General features: G+C 51.6%; 11 protein-coding genes. 6 read left to right on the top strand and 5 right to left on the bottom strand.

Features of this window, described 5'->3' with window-relative positions:
- Positions 1–128: 128 nt before the first annotated feature.
- Positions 129–464, bottom strand: a complete 336-nt coding sequence (locus AB1S50_RS14410; RefSeq protein WP_367151567.1) for a hypothetical protein — start codon at positions 462–464, stop codon at positions 129–131.
- A 229-nt stretch (positions 465–693) separates the two neighbouring features.
- Positions 694–1,469, bottom strand: a protein-coding gene (locus AB1S50_RS14405; protein WP_367151565.1) for an IS5 family transposase whose coding sequence is annotated in 2 segments (ribosomal slippage) — positions 694–1,154 and positions 1,154–1,469 — 777 coding nt in all. Because the reading frame shifts where the segments join, the coding sequence is not laid out codon by codon here.
- 1,733 nt (positions 1,470–3,202) lie between these two features.
- Between AB1S50_RS14405 and AB1S50_RS14400 the strand changes: the two genes are divergently transcribed.
- The 5 genes from AB1S50_RS14400 to AB1S50_RS14380 are packed head-to-tail and all read left to right on the top strand — an operon-like array spanning position 3,203 to position 10,824.
- A complete protein-coding gene (locus AB1S50_RS14400; RefSeq protein WP_367151563.1) occupies positions 3,203–5,773 on the top strand; it encodes a PKD domain-containing protein in 2,571 nt (856 codons plus the stop codon).
- Positions 5,774–5,785: 12 nt separating this feature from the next.
- Positions 5,786–6,196, top strand: a complete 411-nt coding sequence (locus tag AB1S50_RS14395; RefSeq protein ID WP_367151561.1) for a hypothetical protein — start codon at positions 5,786–5,788, stop codon at positions 6,194–6,196.
- Positions 6,197–6,211: 15 nt separating this feature from the next.
- Complete coding sequence (locus AB1S50_RS14390) at positions 6,212–9,787, top strand: RHS repeat-associated core domain-containing protein (protein WP_367151559.1); 3,576 nt, start codon at positions 6,212–6,214, stop codon at positions 9,785–9,787.
- Complete coding sequence (locus AB1S50_RS14385; protein ID WP_367151558.1) at positions 9,787–10,263, top strand: hypothetical protein; 477 nt, start codon at positions 9,787–9,789, stop codon at positions 10,261–10,263. Before AB1S50_RS14390 ends, AB1S50_RS14385 begins: the two co-directional genes overlap by 1 nt.
- Positions 10,264–10,314: 51 nt before the next feature.
- Positions 10,315–10,824, top strand: coding sequence for a DUF4304 domain-containing protein (locus tag AB1S50_RS14380; RefSeq protein ID WP_367151557.1), 510 nt, complete (start codon positions 10,315–10,317; stop codon positions 10,822–10,824).
- A gap of 421 nt (positions 10,825–11,245) precedes the next feature.
- On the opposite strand, the gene xthA is transcribed toward AB1S50_RS14380, so the two are convergent.
- Positions 11,246–12,061, bottom strand: coding sequence for an exodeoxyribonuclease III (gene xthA, locus AB1S50_RS14375; RefSeq protein ID WP_367151556.1), 816 nt, complete (start codon positions 12,059–12,061; stop codon positions 11,246–11,248).
- Between the two features lie 203 nt (positions 12,062–12,264).
- On the bottom strand, positions 12,265–14,370 hold the full coding sequence (locus tag AB1S50_RS14370; RefSeq protein ID WP_367151555.1) for a carboxy terminal-processing peptidase: 2,106 nt from the start codon (positions 14,368–14,370) through the stop codon (positions 12,265–12,267).
- 968 nt (positions 14,371–15,338) lie between these two features.
- On the opposite strand from AB1S50_RS14370, the gene AB1S50_RS14365 reads away from it, so the two are divergent.
- Positions 15,339–17,696 (top strand): TonB-dependent receptor, encoded by a 2,358-nt coding sequence (locus AB1S50_RS14365; RefSeq protein ID WP_367151554.1) that lies wholly within the window; start codon positions 15,339–15,341, stop codon positions 17,694–17,696.
- Positions 17,697–17,752: 56 nt separating this feature from the next.
- Here AB1S50_RS14365 and AB1S50_RS14360 read toward each other — a convergent pair whose 3' ends face one another.
- The gene (locus AB1S50_RS14360) at positions 17,753–18,826 is read right to left on the bottom strand and encodes a 3-deoxy-7-phosphoheptulonate synthase (RefSeq protein WP_367151552.1); all 1,074 of its coding nucleotides are present in this window, start codon (positions 18,824–18,826) and stop codon (positions 17,753–17,755) included.
- Between the last annotated feature and the right edge of the window lie 179 nt (positions 18,827–19,005).

Below are 19,005 nucleotides of genomic sequence, written 5' to 3'. Positions count from 1 at the left end.
GCCAGTGCACCTGGAATCTGCTGAGAAGTAGATTCCAGGTGAAAAAACAAACAATCTCAGGGTTGTTTTGGTCAAATTCAGGCCCGCACCAGAAAATACTGATACTGCCGTAGCGATTGTTGAGTTATTCAGACGTTCCCTAGTGCTGTTGATTGCACTCCTATCTCCATTTCCTTCTTTGTTCTGTTCGAATTTGGAGAGCCTGCCCCATAGTCAACTACAACAATTTTCTTGCCCGAATTAAGAAGGGAAGCTCGCCTTTCTTCAATCAAAGAAATTGCTTGCTGTTCCTCTGAGGAAAGATTTTTGGTTAGAGCCTCTTGAATGGCGATTCCTATTGCTTTTAGCTTCAGATTTTCATGTGATGTGATGTGAGGCAAAAGCTTTTTTGCGTTGTGCCGTCTCACAAATTGGAGAGGTAATTTCAACCCTTTCTTTAACATTTTTTTAAGTATGCTAATCACTTTATTTCCCTAGTCGTTTACATTTGTGAAACACAAAATTCTTAGGTTGGTTGCTTTGGGCACTATTATCCTGATTGTCCTCTCGGAGTCTATTCTACGTTCTTTTAAAAAGAAGTTTAAGGAATCAGATAATTATATAAACTTGAGAGATCGCTAACCTATTGGATCGGCTGATTGTCTCGCTTACTATTAACCTGACACCTATTATAAGCTGCCAGGTTAATAGTCGCTAGGGCCTGTTAACACTAATTAGCCGGTCAGCGATCAATGAAAAGTTGATGAAGAACTTAAAAACGACATCCAACTTATCAAATCGACTAAATATTCTTCGGAAACCTTTCAAGCGGCGAAACAGACGCTCTACTTCATTTCGCTTTTTATACATCTCTTTGTCGTACTCCCAAGGTGTCAGTCGATTGACCTTCGGAGGTACGACAGGCGTCATACCTAAATCCAAAACGAGTTGTCGAGTATCATTGCCTTCGTAGGCCTTATCCATGATGACGCTGGCACCTTCCCAACCGCAGTTTTCTAGCCTCTTCAGCAAGTTACGGCCCTCTGGCGCATCGCCAGATTGACCGGGGGACAAGGAAAAGGTCAGTGCAGTGCGGTCATCTGCCGCTACCATGTGAATCTTAGTTGACCATCCACCTCTTGATTTTCCAATGGCTTGTGGGCCGTTTTTTTTAATGCGCCTGTGCCGTCTGGATGGACTTGAATGATCGTACTATCCAGAGAAACTTCATCCACTTGAATGTTGATCACATCGGCATCTTGAAGGACACCAAAGACATGATCCAATACACCATTTTTAGCCCAGCGATTTACACGGGTGTAGATGCTGTGCCAATTACCAAAGTGCTCAGGCAGCCCTCGCCACTTACAACCATGCTCAGCCACATACAAAACAGCGTTTATGACCTGTATATTCGGTATTTTGACGTTACCTCGCTGGAAAGGCAGCAGGTGTTCGATAATTTTGAATTGCGATTTTGTGATTTCCATAAACGCAGATTTTATCAAAATTAGTGTTAACAGGCCCTAGCAGCAGTTTTTTCATGCGCTATTCGTTTTTTAAGCTTGATCAGCCCCATGCTTTTGCGCGCATAGCTGTCGGCTGATCAGGATTGTCATTTTCGCCCTATGCTGCTGCCAGTTGAGCAAGTTACAGGTGTTTGCGTAAGTTCTCGGCGGTATTCGCACTTCAGGCTGTGCTGCTGGCTGGAGTATGCTAGAAGTAGGTCCAGTTGCGGTCCGGCTCGAGTGCGTCCAGGGTGATAATATTCCAATCTTTTGTCTACTTCTTAATCAGAGAATTCCCGGCTTTGCTCCTGATCCTTTTCACGTCTGGGCATTGTGACGTTCCCCAATTGGACTTCCGGCAACTCGGTCAAGTATCGACCTCGTCAAGCTAAACTTCTGGAATCCTGCTCGCTGAGCATGTCAGGCTAATTGTGATTGCAGTGTAATACCGGTTCTGGATCGGTTTGAGGAATCCTATTCGGATTTCTGCGCGGGGCTGCTGCATAAAAACCTGATTTTTCCTTAGGAATAGACCTCAACTATTATCGCTGCGTTGTCGTTATTTTCTTCCCCAATTGATCTGAGGTGCAGCTAGTTCAGAAAGTATTGCCAAAATTTTCACTTTGGGGTGCTCGATAAAGAGCCTTTATGGCCTATAAATAACTTGTCATAAGCTACACGAATTTTACTGAAATCCCCCTTGGAGACAAGTTACACATATCGGTTGGAAAAACTATTGCCGAATAGGTGTGATTTAGCGCCTTTACTGCAATAACGGTATTTTAATTGAAATACTTGTGTAGTAGGGTCAAAACCGTAAATTGTGAGATACATAGATGTAGGATGGGTGCTAGTGTATGGCTGTTAGGCCGCCATATAATTTCTAGTAGTGGAATAATTTAGAAATGGCTGCTGCAGTGATCCGGATATTATTTTTGACCGGAGCCTGAAAATACCTGGGAATGATGTTGTTGCCTGAAATCCTGGCGAATATTTTTACCTGTTCGGCGTCAGGTTTGCTGGAAAAATAACAATCCACACAGGGTCCAGTGAATGCGATGCTTCGCTTCTCTCTTAATCGCCTCTGTCTCTTTGCCGGCGACAGCTTCGCGCCCGGATTATGTCCACCTTGCAGCAATACTTTCCTCTCTCTGCACCCTGCTTACCCGATGTTATTTCCAGGCGGCTGCACCTACCTCCGGGCCTCTAAATAAGCTGTCAGGCTACCGGGGCTTTCAGAAACCAGGCGGAGAGGCGCACCGGGACCTATCAGGCTGTTGAAATTCGCAGAATTTCGACAGCCTGGTACCGGAATATGGATGTTCCGGCAAAATCGACGACGCCTAAGTCGTTGATTTTGGGAGAAAAGTGAAAATCACATTTTTCGCTTTTCGTGTTTTGAAACAGGCAGGATGCCTTTTTCAACAACCTGCTATGAGCTAAATAGAGGAATTATTAACCGGGCAACTCAATGGGTTGACCGGCTGTTGCGATACAAGGATGTGCCGCCGCCGGCCGAAAGCCCTTGAGGGGCAAGCGATTCGGTGTAATTGCACGGATTTTCATGGGCGGCCTTCCAGTGTATGAATTTGACTATTGAAACGCCAGATTTACAGGATGGGTAATCACTTCAAGACAGGTTAGAGATTTCTTCAGGCTGAAAAAAATCAATCAATTTGAAAAGGACGGGGGTCGGATTGATGAGGGGAAATATCATGGGTAATTTATTCTCGGCACTGAAACCGGCACAATTCAGGCGTTGGTTTGTTGCTCCCTCGGTGTTGATACTGCTGCTCCCGCTTTCCGCCTATGGGGCCTGGTGGAGCCCGGCGTTCGACGTCTCTATCGAAACGACCACCAATGGCGAGGACGCGGATGCGCCACCGGGGCCGGAAATCCTGCTTGGCTCCCCCGTTACCTGGACCTATACAGTCACCAATACCGGCAAAGCCACACTGCGGCGGGTGCATGTCTTTGATCGGGCACCGGGATCGCAGAGCTGGTTTGGCAACGTCACCCGGGTATGCACCATTGAAAAGCTGAAGCGGGGTCAAAGCCAGACCTGTACCCTGGAGGGTGTCGCCATACAGGGCCAGTACCGCAACACAGGCATAGCGGTGGCCTACGGTAACCGCTGGTGGCACTGGGCAAAAGACAGAGACAGCAGTCATTATTTGGGCACTTTGGGCAATCCTGCCGTCGAGCTTGAAAAAGCGACCCAGGGCCTGGACGCAGATAGCCCGCCGGGACCCGAAATCAACGTCGGAGACCCCGTAAACTGGTCCTTTGTGGTTACCAACAGGGGAGACGTTGATTTATCCAACGTTGTGGTCACGGACCAGCAGGTACAGCCCGCCGGAGCGCCGGAGACCAGTGTCTGTGAAATTCCCATTTTGACGGTTGGCCAGTCCCATACCTGTGAGCTTTCCGGCACTGCCATCGAAGGACAGTATCAAAACCTGGCCCAAGTCACCGCACAGGGGCTGGGGGACAGTGTGGTCACCGATCAGGACGGCAGCCACTATATTGGCATATTGGAAGACGTTTTAGCTGCCTTGCCCAGCGCGAAACCGACCAGTGGTGCGGCGCCTCTGTCAGTGGTCTTTACCCCCAACGCCACCACCGATAACGCAATTGTGCGCTATCAGTGGGATTTCGAGGGTGACGGCGTCTTCGAGCGCAGTGAAACCGTAGGTCGTAACCAGAGTTTTACTTACAGGACGCCGGGCAACTACGATGCCACCCTGCGGGTGACCGACAGATTGGGGGAGCAGGCCACGGGAAGTGTTTTAATTGCGGTCGGCAACCAGGCTCCGGTGGTAACTGTCAACCTGACGCCTTCCAATGGGCAGATTCCACTGTTTGTCACTTTCTCCGCCACCGCCACCGACAGTGATGGTATTGCCCAGTTCGAATGGGACTTCGAGGGTGATGGCACCTTCGACACCACTACAGCTACGGGGAGTGTGTCTCACACCTATACCACAGAGGGCTCTTTCCAGGCGCGCCTGCGGGTCACCGATAATCTCGGTGCTGCCACCACTTTGACCATACCGACGTTGGAGGTGAATGCTCTGCCTACGGGCAGCCCCACGGTGACATTGGCAGTTTCTCCAGCTACTGGCAGGCCGCCCCTGAGTGTCAACTTTACCGCCACGGCCAGCGATCCGGATGGTGGTGGAATCACCCAGTACGAATGGGATCTGGATGGCGACGGCACGGTTGATCAAACTACTACCACTGGCTCATTGAACTTTGTTTACAGTGCACCCGGCACTTTCTATCCACGCGTGCGGGTAGCGGATACCGGGGGACTGCAGGCGGAGGATGCGGCCAGAATCTTCGTGGAGCCGGATCTGTCCCTGAATGTGAGTATCGATACCATCGATCCCCTGATCGGGGAAACCGTCACTATTGGCACTGAGCTTGGCGGTGATACCGAGGTCAGCCTGGTGATTGAGGATCGCAATGGCCAGCAGGTACGCACCCTGGTGCCCTTTGCGGAGCGCGCGGCGGGCAATTATCAGGACAGCTGGGACGGCAGCGACGATGCCGGGCAGACGGTGACTGAAGGGGAATACCGGGTGATTCTACTGTACCGTGTCGACGGCATCGTACAGCGCCTGGATCTGGCGCTGACCAGTGGCGGGATTCAGAGCAATCCACCCCGAAGCCGTATCCCCTCCAGCTTCTCTCCGCTGGCTGGCGATCCACTGGATATTACCTTCACCCTGAATCGCGCTTCCGAAGTCACTGCTTTTATGGGCCTGTTTAATGTCAATACGCGCCTGGTGACTTTCCTGCAGCGGCAGCCATTGGGGCGCGGCTCGCATCAAATAGTCTGGAATGGAGACAATGCGGACGGCCAGTTGATTGAGGCGCCTCCCGGCGACCGCTTCCTCTTTGGTATCTTCGCCTACACATTGCCGAACAATGCCATTTACGTACGTAGCGGCGTGCATGTAAGGAGCGTCAGTGCCTCTCCCTCTATCTATCAACCCACACAAGCGGGCGGTGATATCTCCAGCAACTTCAGTGAGATTCAGGTGGACTTGAGCCGCGCCGGCAGTGCCCGGCTTGTGATCAACGATACCGAGAGCGGTGCTACCGTAGCGGAATTCAGCTATCCGGGTTTGAGTGCCGGCAACAACCTTCTCACCTGGGACGGCCGTGACAATAACGGCGACTTTGTAGCCCCTGGCACCTATCGCCTCGGGGTATCCGGCATCGATGAGACAGGTTACGAATCCCTCACCGTTTTCGCTCTGCAACGCGTCTTTTATTAAGGAGAATCGCCGATGTCAAAACTCATACGACCCATAGTTGCGCCGGTATTTCTGCTGCTGGTTTGTGCGGTTTTCCCCACTGTTTCCAAGGCTCAGGAGATCACTGTCGAGCATTATATAGCCATGGATCTGCTGGCGCGACAAGCCACCCTGGACGGTGTCCGCCAGCGCCTGAATCTGCTTCAGAGCAGGGCTGACCGGCCAGAGCAACTGGCCCAGGACAGTAAAACCCGACAGTCCGTGGAAGCCATTTATGCGGATTTTGGCACCACCTCCGCCCAGGCCGTTGCCTGGGCTACCCGCAACCGCCAGGCAATTAATCACTGGCTGGACGGGAATCCCGGGCTTCAGGCCGAATATGCGCGTATTGCCCGTGAACTCGAACAGGTATCCGCTCGCATTCAGGCGTTGGCCAGTCAATAAAAAAGGAGATTGATCATGTCGTTCAAATGTATTGGAGCAAAGCGAGAGAACAACCCGGCTTTGATCAGTTTCCTGGTGGCTGTGCTTGCTATTGCCGGACTGTTTTCGATCTCACCAGCGTCCGCTTTCCATTTTCCCTGGGATCAGGGTCACGATACCACCGATCCCAATGACCCCGTAGATCCCGGTCCTTGTGAAGGGCCAGAGTGTGAAAATGATCCCTGCAATGGCAATAGTACGGGTTCTCCAGTTTATTTGGCTACGGGGCAACTGATTTGGAGTGAAACAGATATAGTGCTCAAAGGCCGTCCGGCTTTATCGGTGAGTCGCACCTATAATTCCCATGACCCTCGTGTGGGTTTATTGGGCAATGGCTGGAGTATGAGTTGTGATAGGGGACTAATTTATACTGTGCGCTACGAAGTGGATGAAACGAGCAACCTTACCACACAGGTAAGAGAATTTATTCGTCGTCTACCCAATGGCAAGCGCTATGTTTATTCGGAGCAAGCCGATGGCACTTTTTCGGCCCCAGGTTTATTTGACGTGGTGAGCCTGCAGGCGAACAAAACAGGCCGCCTGGAACGCCGTGATGGGAGTTATGCTATTTACAGTGAGTCAGGTCAATTACAGTCGGATGTCGATCGAAATGGCAATTCGGTTAATTACACTTACGATATTGAAGGACGTTTAACTCAAAAAGCTGATACCAATGGCCGTTCACTTACGTACGAATATAATACGAATGGCCTGGTTTCCATGATTCGTGACCATACGGGTAGAGTATGGCACTACGGTTATGATGCGAACGCTGATCTGATCTCGGTTACTGACCCGTTGGGTGGAGTTCGTCAATACACCTATCAACCCTACCAGGCCACTGGCGATGGTCAGGTTTATAGTCAATTGACGCGGGTGACAGATGAAACCGGAGTGGTTGAAACACAAATCACTTATAGCGGAGAGCGGGTCGCTTCCCATAAAGAACATGAGGATAAGTTCAGTTATCAGTATGATAGTAGCAACCGCCGCGTAACTAAAACAGACAGTAGAAATAGTCGCTGGATATTTACCTATAATGAGTCCGGGCAAACTATCCAAGTGGCAGCTCCCCTAAACCGTACCTGGATTTATGATCGTGATAGTGACAGTTTATTAACAAGAATGGTTGACCCGTTGGGAACGGAATACAATTATACCTATGATCAGTATAGTAACCTACTGACACAGTCTGATACACGAGGAGTCGTAACTAATACCTATGATAATGAAAAGCCCTGGCCCATATCGATTATTTCGAGAACCGGGCGAGCCACTACTATCAATTATGATACGAATGGGAATCCTTTAAGTATTACCGACCCCACTAATGCAGTGACGTCGATGACATGGACAGCCCAAGGTGATTTGCTGACAAATACGAACGCCTTAGGAAATCAAACGAGCTTGACTTACAATGCGCAGGGAATGCGTTTATCGCAAACAGATGCACTGAATCGCGAAACCCGGTTTGAATACGATTCTTTAAATAATATCGTGCAAATAACTAATCCTGAGAACGAAGTAATGCACTACCAATACGATATAATGGATCGTATGACTTCTTCTACGGATGGTAATGGTAACACTACTACATATTCCTACGATGCAGCAGGCCGAATTACGCAAATTGTGGCGCCGAACGGCCAAGCCGTAGAATATAGTTATGATAATTTTGGGCGAATGAACCAGAGTACTTTTTACGACGGTACAACGCATAATTATCAGTATCGTAGTGATAATTTAATATCACAGATCAAGCGCCCTGATGATGTGATGATTAGTTTGACGTATGATGCTGCCAAGAGAATTACGAGACGTACTATTGGTAGTGAGGATATCTATACTTATAGCTATAATCTTAGAGATGAGTTAACGAGTATCAGTAATAATACAGGTACCGTCACGATGGCTTACGATGGTTTCGGTCGCAAGATCAGCCAAACTGTCAATGGGCAAGCTACAACTTACCAATACAATACAGAAGATGAGGTAACTCAGTTAACCAGTTTAGGAATAACTCAGACACATCAATTTGATCAGAGAGGTTTAATGACTCAACTGGATGTGAGCGGCTCCACTTACCAATATACGTATGACGCGTTTGAGCAACTAACAGTACTGGGGCGCAGTGGAGCTAATGATACTAGGATTCAATATGATGTTGCTAACCAAATAACCGATATTAGCCATGGAGTGAATCAGCGCAATTATCAATATCAATATGATCAAGCTAGCCGCATTAGTCAGTGGCAGGGTATTGCGGGTGAAACAAGAAATTATAGTTACGATGACGTCAGCCGTGTGACAGATGTCCAGTCACCCACCACACCTGAAGAATTTAGCTATGATATGCTAGGTAATCGAAAAAATAATAATGCACAATTTGATGTGGCTAATCGTATTCTAGAAGATGATGAATTTACTTATAGCTATGACGTCAACGGCAATCGAACGGAGAAGAATAATAAGGTTACCGGTGAAGTAGAGCGCTATACATATAATAGTTCGGATCAGCTCGTCCGTTATCAAAATTATCCTGATAGTACATCCACCGCGCCAGTAAAAGACTACAGTTATTCTTATGGTCCGCTGAAACGGCGGTGGTTGAAAACAGATAATCTTACAAATACTAATACTCAGTTTTACTGGGAAGACGTTAATTTAATTGGTGAAAGCACTAATGGTGTGCAAAGACGTTATATTGTAGGGGATATGACTCCCCTGGGTTTTTTTGAGGCAGGGCAAATTTATCATTATTTGAGAGATCACCTGGGAACTGCCCATGAGATTATTGATGCTGCTGGCAATATTGTCTGGCAAGGCAACTATATTACTTTTGGTGAGATCGAAGAAACAATTTCTCTAATTAACAATAATCTGCGCTTTGCAGGGCAATATCAGGATGCTGAGAGTGGTCTGTCGTATAATGTTGCGAGATACTATGACCCAAGCTTGGGCATCTATGTTACCAGTGACCCGGTTGGACTGGACGACGGGCCAAATACTTACAGCTATGTGTATAACCGTCCACTAATGCTTATTGATCCCACTGGTGAATTTGCCAACTTCCTGGTGGGTGCAGGTATCGGGGCTCTATTAGATATAGGATTACAGCTTGCACAAAATGGTGGTAACTTTCGCTGTATAAATTTGGGGCAGGTGGCGGCCTCCGCTGCTTTGGGTGCCGTGGGGGCAGGGTTGGGTGCTAAGCTGGCTGGAGCAGCGGGGAAAGGCAAGCAATTTAGTCACTGGGTTCCAAGCAGGGCAAAAAATTGGCCTGGATTTAGTGGTAAAACGGGAAAAAAATTCTTAAAATCCGGAAATAAATTTAATGGCAACTATGTATCCAAGAAAAGACATTACAAGCATGATCCTTATGCATATGGCAATGTAAAGGGCGAACATCTAAATTGGGGTAGCAAATGGTCCAGGCCGGTTCAACAGTTGGATCGTATACCAAATGTCTACAAAGGTGCGGTAGCTGGCGGCGCTGTTGGAAATGCGGCTGGTAGTAGTTTAGGTTCCAGTGATTGCGAGTGTTCAAACTAATGATTAGGGATTTTTTGAGAAGTATTTGGTATGAGCTGGTACATGGGGGGAAAACCTATCTTTATGACTTGGAAGTGGTGGTCTTGAAAAATATGCTTGCTTCTATGGAAGGGGCGAATAAAGACTGTTTTCTACAACAGCTAAACAGGTTGGACTTAATTCAGCGTAGTCCAGATGGTAGAATAGTTACTCTTTTTGAAGCAAGAGATACCTATTTTAAGTCTTGGGATAATATATTGTTAGAGAATAAAAAGGATTATTTTCTTGCGTATAAGGCTAAAGTTTCGGGAGATATCTGCCCCAAAAATAGTTTAACAATAGAGGTTTTTTTTCACCGGGGGCGTATTGGTACTATTGAATATAAAAGAAAAATGGAATGGCCTGTGGGGCAGAAGAAAATACTATTGAGAAAAGTAGACTGGCTGTTTAATAAAGGCGGAGAGTTAAATATTGAGAATTTTGAGTTGTTTCTATAGGCCTTCTATTTTATAGCCCGGCTAATAATGAATTTAAGGAAGGCTTGAGTATTGAAGACTGACCACGGAGATCTTCGGAAACTGCTGATAGAAGAATTGGCTAGTCGTTTGTTGGAACCCTGGTTGAAGAAGGGCTTCGGGCTGGTTTCTCTTGGGTCTGATGAAAAAGGGGCGGAGCTCGAAACGGCTTTCCCTCTCGGCCGCCTGAAAAAAGACAGGAATGGGGATATAGAGATTATCGAAGTCCAATTTGACAAGTATGGTGCGGCAAGGTTTGTCATTAACTTCGGCATAGTCCCCAAGGAGGGGGTTGAGCTGCCCTGGGGACAGCATTTGGACAGGCACCAGGCGGACGCCTCGGCATTGCCGGAGGCGTATAGGTTATATCGTCGACCATTTTTGGATGGATGGTTTGGATTGAACTTTTTTTCGCCCAAGGGCAGGGATGCAGTCAAAAGTATTGTTGATACTGCCATTGGGATTTCCTCAGAAATGGAGGAGTGGTTCCGCTCTAAAGCAGTTGGCCGGCATATGAAAAGATTCGGAATGCACGGGGGTTAATTCCAATCCAGATAAAGGTGCGATGCAGTGCACTACAGCTTGCCGGTACAAAGCTATTTTGATTCAGTTAAAGTGGCCTTTGATCCGGATTTATGTGCTCCCATATCTCGATTTACACCCTACCTAACCTGTTGATTAGTATAGAAAATCTGATAAACTCTACCCCTGGCAGGCTGTTGAAATTCTTCGAATTTCAACAGCCTGCTAAAAAGCAACCATCCTTGACTTTCGCACAGCGCCGTGCCAAAAGGTACAACAGGCTCCACTGAGGCAGTATTGAATTAGCCAGAGGTTCCTGGAGAGGCTGCCGGAAAAGTCTTTCCTGGCTTTTCTTATCCCGGACTGCAAACCCGCCGCCACAAATCAAGCTGTTGTACGCTTGATTTGCAGCTCGAATATTCCTGTTCGGGGCAACAGGTTGTTAAAGTTTGAACTGGGCCCAGATAGGGGCGTGATCCGAGGGGCGCTCCATAGCGCGGATATCGTAATCGACTCCCGCACCAACGCAAGCCTCCGCCAGGGACTGGGTGGCGAGAATCAGGTCAATTCTCAGACCACGTTTGGGGTCGCGGTCGAAGCCCCGGCTGCGGTAGTCGAACCAGCTGAAAACATCGCTGGTATCCGGGTGTAGGTCGCGGAAAGTGTCTACCAGGCCCCAATCTTGAATTTTTTCCAGCCACTCTCTCTCCTCCGGCAGGAAGCTGCACTTGCCGTCACGCAACCAGCGTTTGCGGTTGGGTTCGCCTATGCCGATATCCTGGTCTGTGGGAGAGATATTCATATCGCCAATCACCAGCAAAGGCGCGCCGGGATCACAGTTCTGCGCAAGGTAGTTGTCCAGATCGGCGTAGTATTTGCGCTTGGCGGGAAACTTGACCGGATGTTCCCGATTTTCACCCTGGGGGAAGTATCCGTTGATCACTGTAAGCGGAGTGCTGCCGCCTATATCGAACCTGCTTACCAGCAGCCGGCGTTGAGCCTGGGGGCCATCCTTTGGAAAGCCGTACTCGCTGTTGATAAAGGGCAGGCGGGAGAGGATGGCCACGCCATAGTGGGTTTTCTGTCCAAAGAAGGCGACTTCGTAGCCGAGATCCCGGATTTGACTCAGGGGGAAGTCCTCGTCGGTGACTTTGGTCTCCTGCAGACCGATGATGTCAGGTGAATGGTCCTTCACCAAGGTTTCGAGTTGGTGCAGGCGGGCACGGACGCTATTGACGTTGAACGAAACGACTTTCATTCTGTATTTTCCCTGGATTGGAGCAGAGCCGCGTGAGTCGACCCTGAAGTTCAGGCCTATAGCCGGAACTGAAGCTTGATTATATGGTTAATTGCCGCAGGCCCTGCAGAGTGGTCGCTGTATCGCGGAAGGGTGCCGACCAGGCGGCACTCTCACACGTTGAAGTCAGTTGCTACCCTCAATCAGCAGCCAACTGCATTTCCTCAGAAGTTGGCAACCTGGGGCGGAGTTTTGCTCATTTTGTTATAGAGACCGATGAAGTCCGCCATTATATACCCGGTTTCACTCAGGATAGGGTCGTCCTCCAGCGTTATCTCCACCGGTCCCCCCACAGTGGCAACATCTTCTGATTCGCTCTTTTCGAAGGCTTCAAAGTCCACGTAGAGTTCTAGCCCTTTGGCGCTGCGACGACGGTTTTCCATTGCCAGCAGCTCATGGTTTACGTTCTGTCTCTCCGTTTCCCGGGTGGTCTCGTTGAGCGATATCAGCTTGCGGTCTGCACGATCCTCCTCAAAACGAAAATGGTCGCGCAGATAGACGAAGTCCGGATTGGTGGTAGTGCGTTGGTTGTGTTTGCTGATCAGGTCCGGAATCAGGGTTTTCAGATTGAAATATTTGGCGTGGGGCACCGAATGGATACGGTCCCAGGGCAGGGCTGTATCGTAAGCACTTTCCCCTACACTGTCCGCATCAATGAGTTGCGGCATTAGTATGTCGGGGGTTATACCGGCGTGCTGGGTGCTGTCACCGGATACGCGATAGAACTTGGACTGAGTGATTTTCAGCTGGCCGTCTTTAAGCGGCGCCATAGTCTGCACAGTGCCCTTGCCGAAGGATTTGCTGCCCACCACCAGGCCGCGGTTGTAGTCCTGGATAGCGCCGGCAAAAATCTCTGAGGCCGACGCAGACAGGCGGTTGATGAGCACTATCAGTGGGCCCCGATACATGGCCCTGGAACGGGAGCGGTTGTGCCGCGATATCTGCTCATTGGCATGGCGGATCTGCACTACCGGTCCCTGATCGATAAACAGATCGGTGAGCATGGTGGCTTCCTGCAGCGAGCCACCGCCATTGTTGCGCAGGTCCAGAACTACGCCGTCCACGCCTTCCTCCTGCAGTTCGTTCAGGAGGCGCGCGACGTCGCGGGTGGTGCTCTTGTAGTTGGGGTCGCGCCGGCGATAGGCTTCAAAGTCTATATAGAAAGTCGGCAGGTTAATTACCCCGACTTTGTAGATTTTGTCGCCGTTGGAAAACTCAAAAGTGGCTTTCTTGGCGGCCTGATCTTCCAGCTTTACCTTGCTGCGCTTGATCAACACAGTGCGGTGGGAGCCGTCGCCTCCAGCCGGCACAGTCTCCAGGCGAACATAGGTGCCGGCGGAGCCGCGGATCAGATCCACCACATCATCCAGGCGCCAGCCGATCACATCGACCATTTCACCTTCTTTGTCCTGGCCCACGGCGACGATCTTGTCGTTGGGCTTGATCTTACCGCTGCGGTCCGCGGGGCCACCCGCTACCAGACGCGCTACCTTGGTGTACTCGTCCTCCAGTTGCAGGACAGCGCCTATCCCTTCCAGGGACAGGGACATGCTCATGTTGAAATTCTCCAGAGAGCGAGGGGAGAGATAGTTGCTGTGCGGATCGTAAAGCTGTGTAAGCGAATTCATATAGAGTTCGAATACGTCGTCGCTGTTCTGCTGTTCGACACGCTTCAGCTGACCGTGGTAGCGCCGGGTGAGCAGGTCGCGGATCTCGTCGTCGGTTTTGCCGGTAAGACGCAGGTTCAGCACACTGGATTTGAGGCGTTTCCTCCACAGCTCGTCGGCTTCACTGATGGAGGTGGGCCACTGGCTTTCCTCCCGGTCCAGCAACAGGCTTTCGTTGCGGGTAAAGTCAAAAGTCGGAAGCCCCTGTTCCAGTTGTGACACTATATTGGTGAGTCGGTCGGTCACCCGCAGCCGGTAACGATTGTAAATTGCAAACCCGGTTGTGATCTCGCCTTTGCGTAATTCGTCGTCGAGAAGGGTGCGATGATCGCGGAACTCACTGATGTCGGATGCGAGAAAGTAGCTCTTGGTGGGGTCCAGCGCGTCGATGTACTTGTCCCAGAGGTGGCCGGACATGTCGTTGCCAAGCTTGAGTTTGTTGTAGTGCAACATTTCAAGTTTGCCGACTATCTCCCGGGCTGTGCTGCCCTGGTCAGGTTCTGGCTGTAGCCTCTCAACGTCCGCTGAAGAGATGGAGGGAAGGGTGAGAATTGTGAGGTACAGCAAGCCTGAGAACAGTGCGGTGAACCGATTGGTCAGCATAAATACTCTCTTTAAACGTCCTACTTCAGAAGGCGCCCCACTGCCGCGAAATCACATACCCGGCCGTGGCGACTTGTAGCTTACGACAAGTATAAAGGCATAAAGCTCCAAAAGGCATGAAATGCCTTCAATACGCGGTGGTTGGTTTTTCACAAGGCTACACAAAAAGAGATGAAATTTCCGCCAGTGGTGAGTTTCAGCGCTTTTGTGCTCAAATGTTGGGCTTGGACTGTCAGTGGCTGACCATTGTCGTGCATCCTGGTCGCAGTGGAGCCGGGGGCTTGCTGGTGTCCATGAAGGCGGGACTGCAAATCAGCAGCCGGTCAATTTCATTCCCGGGAACTGCCCAAGTGACCTGTTAGGGCCTGTTCACCCTAACTGAGTTGGCCCTGTTGTGACAGAAAAGGTGCCAATCGAGGCAAGAGGAGCGTGGTTTGGTTGTTCCAAATGAGCGACGAGCAAGGAAGAGTGGCGCCTTTGCCGGCACAACCCAAAGGGCTGCTGCTGGTTTCGCGCTCTGCGGCGTTAGAAATTGCTTATGTGGACCCACCACACTGCGCAATTCCTGCCTTGCAGACCACAAAACCAGTAGCAGCAGGACTATTTCAGTTAGGGTGAACAGGCCCTAGGCACAGCTGTCAGGGGCAGTTCCCTAGCGGGGAATGACAGACGGGACTTGGCGGTAGCTCTCGGTCACTATACCATCGGCGGCGCCTGTAGAAACCGGCAGATGGAAACTGTAATAAAAACGGATTCCCGGCGACAGAGGGAGGGATTCAGCGGCGGTCAGCCGGCTGAACGACTTTGACTCCCCGCGGCCCGGGATATTGTGGCCGATGGGTCAGGCAGGTTATCGGGAATCTTTTATTGGCAGCCGGGTCCAGCCCGCCTTTGCGGCACCGATGGGTGGCGATAGTGGGCCCGGCATTGGAATTGCAAGTTTGATCGTTAATTTACTGGGGACAGAAATGGGAACGAGATACCGCTATGTCTCGCCATCTTTGATGGCGGCTATGACTGCGTCTTTGGCACTGCCAGTGCTGGCTCAGAGTGTTGAGAGCCAGGACGGGGAGGCGCCGGAGCTGGTCGAAGTGGTTGGTGAACGCGAAGCATCCACCAGGTCGGCGCCGGGTGGAGATGAGATCAATGACAGCTTTGGTGTGGGGCTGAGTAGCGCGGATATAGGCCGCTCAGTGACGCCTGTGGCAAGCTGGCTGCTGGAAGCGGCGGCGGTGGAAGACATCCGCGATCTGCAGCGTGTCGCTCCAAATACTTATTCCGCCACCGGCTTTGGCGCCCCCAGTCTACCCACCTTGCGGGGCCAGCTCGGCGAGTTGTTTGAGTTGGGGTTGCGCCGCCAGGCCGGCAACAACGGACTCGGTATTCCACTTTCTTTCAACAGTGTGGAGCAGGTGGATGTGGTGCGCGGTATGCCCCCAGTTTTATTGGGCGCCACACAGCGTACCGGCGGTTTTATCAATTTGCAGCCCAAGAGACCCAGTCTGACCGACTCCGCCGGAGAAGTGACAGTGCGGGCCGGAGAGTGGCAGAGGTATCGCACCCAGGTGGATTATTCGACCCCGCTGATAGAGGGCCGCAGTGGGTTACGTGTCAGCTACGAGCATCGGGATGAGGGCAGCTTCTACGACTACAGTGGGTTCGACAGCGATAACCTGTTTGTCTCTCATTTATTGCGTCCCGATGACGACTCCGAGTGGTTGTTGTCCCTGGAGTATTATGACGTTGAATGGACCGACAACGCCGGTATCAACAGGCCCACACAGCAGTTGATTGACGACGGACTCTATATTCAGGGGCAAGGTGTACAACCCAATGGTTCCCGGGTTCCTGGCGCTGGCTCTGTGGTCAGCCCCACCGGGTTGGTGAGAATCGACCGCAGCAATGTTTACACTGATCCACTGGACATAAACGGCGCTGAGACACTGTTGCTGCACTCGCTGTACCGGGTGCAGTTGACCGACGAAGTGGAGTTTATTAACCGGACTTACTACGAGCACCTGGAGCGCGAGGAAATCGCCCAGAACAGCTTCGTGGAGATCATAGATGGCGCGGATACCTTCGAAAACCGCAGTGAATGGTATTTTGGCAATACGGTTGCCGGTGTAAGCCTGCGCTATAACGATGTGCTGGGCTACAGCCAGTTCACCACCGAGGCGGATTTGCCGGTGGACCTGACAGGCCCGCTGAGCAATCGCCGGATTCCGTTGACCGACGCGCAAAAGGGCCGCTTGGTAGAACTGCGTCCCGGCGTTTTTGTCTCTCCCGGAGGACAGTATGACCTGGACGGTGACGGTGCGGGTGATTTCAACCTGTCGGACACCACTGATTCCACCAGCCTGCAATCAGGCCTGTTTTTGCAGCACCGGCAGGATCTTACCGACGAGGTGTGGATTACCGCCGGGGTGCGCGGCGACTGGTACGATGTGGAGGCGCGCGACCCCCTGGCGCCCGAGGGCGTGCGGGCGGCGGAGGACAGCCACAGTGATTTTCTCAAATCCGGCAGTGCCAGCCTGCACTATCGCCCGCAGGACACTCTGACCTTATACGCCACTGCAGCCTACCAGGAGTCCACCTCCAACAGCCTGGGTGGTGGTAACGTCCTGGGTGGCGACAACAGAATCAATCCGCTGAATTTCGCCACCGAAAACGAGCTGTATGAGCTGGGTGTCAAATACCAGCCGGAGGGCGGTAACTGGTACGCGGAAGGCACACTGTTTGATCAGACTCGCAGCCTCCGCAACCGCGACGGCAGTAATTCCGGTATTCGCACCCAAGGTGTAGAGTTGCAGCTGGCCTACCAGGGCGAACGCCTGTGGGCCAATATGGGCGCCAGCTATCTGGATGCCCATTTCGATGACTCGGCGGCTTTTCAGGACGCCAGTCAGGTGGCGGACGCCTTTGACAATTCCCGCCCCGATATTATTGAGGGCACAGGCGCTGGGGCACCGAACTTTACCGCCTTTCCGGCGAGTGATGCGCGTGTCCCAGGCATCCCCGAGTGGAGTGCCTCGGCAGCCACCGGCTATCGCCTAAACGCAGCCTGGTCTGTCGGCGGTTCCGCAGTGGTTACCGGCGAATATCCGCTGGATTATTTGCAAACCGTGGAAATACCGGTGCAGTTTACCCTCAACGCGAATGTGGAGTATCGGTTTAACCAACAGCAGACTGCATTGCGACTGGATATCTTCAACCTGACTGACGAAGAGAACTGGGCGCCGGTCTTCGAGGGTGGTTATTTTGGTTCTACACTGGTGTTTCCGGAGCTACCCCGGTACGCGGACCTGTCCTTGACCCATCGTTTTTAGACCATTTAACCCGGGTCGCATTTCTGCGGCCCGGGTGGCCGCGGCTTTTCGCCGGATCAGGATTTTCTCGCTCTCAGCGGTTCGCGCAGGGACTCGGCCATCCCCAGTAGCAGTGTTTCGGTGGTTTCCCAGTCAATACACTTGTCTGTGACAGATACGCCGTACTCCATCTGGCTGTGGTCATCGAGAATCTTCTGGTTGCCGGCCTTCAGGTTGCTCTCCACCATAATGCCGATAATGGATTGATTTCCATCCAGTATCTGGTGCGTGACGTTATCCACCACCAGTGGCTGCAGTTCGTGATTTTTATTGGAATTGGCGTGGCTGCAATCGACCATGATGTTGGGTGCCAGCCCGGCCTTGCGCAGTTCCTGCTCGCACATGGCAACGCTGACGGAATCGTAATTTGGTTTGTTGTTGCCGCCCCGCAAAACTATGTGGCCATAGCGGTTGCCGGCGGTGTGGATCACCGCCACCTGGCCCTGCTTGTTGATCCCGAGGAAGCGGTGGGGATTGGCGGTGGACTGCAAAGCATTGATGGCCACCTCCAGGCCGCCGTCGGTGCCGTTTTTGAAGCCGACCGAAGAGGAGAGACCACTGGCCATCTCGCGATGGGTCTGGGATTCGGTGGTGCGTGCGCCGATGGCGGACCAGGAAATCAAATCCTGCAGATACTGGGGCGATATGGGATCCAGTGCCTCGGTGGCAGTGGGCAGCCCCAGCTCGGCGATATCCTGCAACAGCTTGCGGCCGATATGCAGCCCCTCCTGGATCTTGAAGGAGTCGTTTAGAAAGGGGTCGTTGATCAGCCCCTTCCAGCCCACCGTAGTGCGCGGTTTTTCAAAATAGACCCGCATGACAATCAGCAGTGTGTCGTCGACCTTATCCGCCACCTGTTTCAGGCGGTGGGCATAGTCCATCGCGGCCCCGACATCGTGTACCGAACAGGGTCCGATCACCACCATCAGGCGGTGATCCCTGCGGTTGAGAATATTGCGCACGGCAGTGCGCCCGCGGGCTACACTGGCTTCCGCTGCCGCGCTTACCGGCAGTTCATTTTTGAGCTGCTCGGGGCTGATCAGGATCTCCTGGGAGAGTACATTTAAATCGTCAAACTGCTGTGTGGCCATGGCTGTCGGTATTTAGTGGATTTCTGGGGGTATCCGGCACCTTGCCCGGGGGGTGTCGACCGCAGGGACAGAGGAGCGCGAAATAGGGAGTGCTATCCTAACCACCGGCGGGACACTGGGCGAGTGTTTCATTTGCAACCAAATAACCCTGGTCGGGGCTGACACCCAGGGTCTGTTGA

It is taken from the genome of Microbulbifer discodermiae, from assembly GCF_040742695.1.
Lineage (GTDB): Bacteria > Pseudomonadota > Gammaproteobacteria > Pseudomonadales > Cellvibrionaceae > Microbulbifer.
This window is presented reverse-complemented; position numbering and strand designations above follow the sequence as displayed.

Coding starts and splice junctions, on each gene's coding strand:
- AB1S50_RS14365 (WP_367151554.1), top strand. CDS start 15,339: ATGGGAACGAGATACCGCTATGTCTCGCCATCTTTGATGGCGGCTATG.
- xthA (WP_367151556.1), bottom strand. CDS start 12,061: ATGAAAGTCGTTTCGTTCAACGTCAATAGCGTCCGTGCCCGCCTGCAC.
- AB1S50_RS14390 (WP_367151559.1), top strand. CDS start 6,212: ATGTCGTTCAAATGTATTGGAGCAAAGCGAGAGAACAACCCGGCTTTG.
- AB1S50_RS14400 (WP_367151563.1), top strand. CDS start 3,203: ATGGGTAATTTATTCTCGGCACTGAAACCGGCACAATTCAGGCGTTGG.
- AB1S50_RS14360 (WP_367151552.1), bottom strand. CDS start 18,826: ATGGCCACACAGCAGTTTGACGATTTAAATGTACTCTCCCAGGAGATC.
- AB1S50_RS14370 (WP_367151555.1), bottom strand. CDS start 14,370: ATGCTGACCAATCGGTTCACCGCACTGTTCTCAGGCTTGCTGTACCTC.
- AB1S50_RS14395 (WP_367151561.1), top strand. CDS start 5,786: ATGTCAAAACTCATACGACCCATAGTTGCGCCGGTATTTCTGCTGCTG.
- AB1S50_RS14385 (WP_367151558.1), top strand. CDS start 9,787: ATGATTAGGGATTTTTTGAGAAGTATTTGGTATGAGCTGGTACATGGG.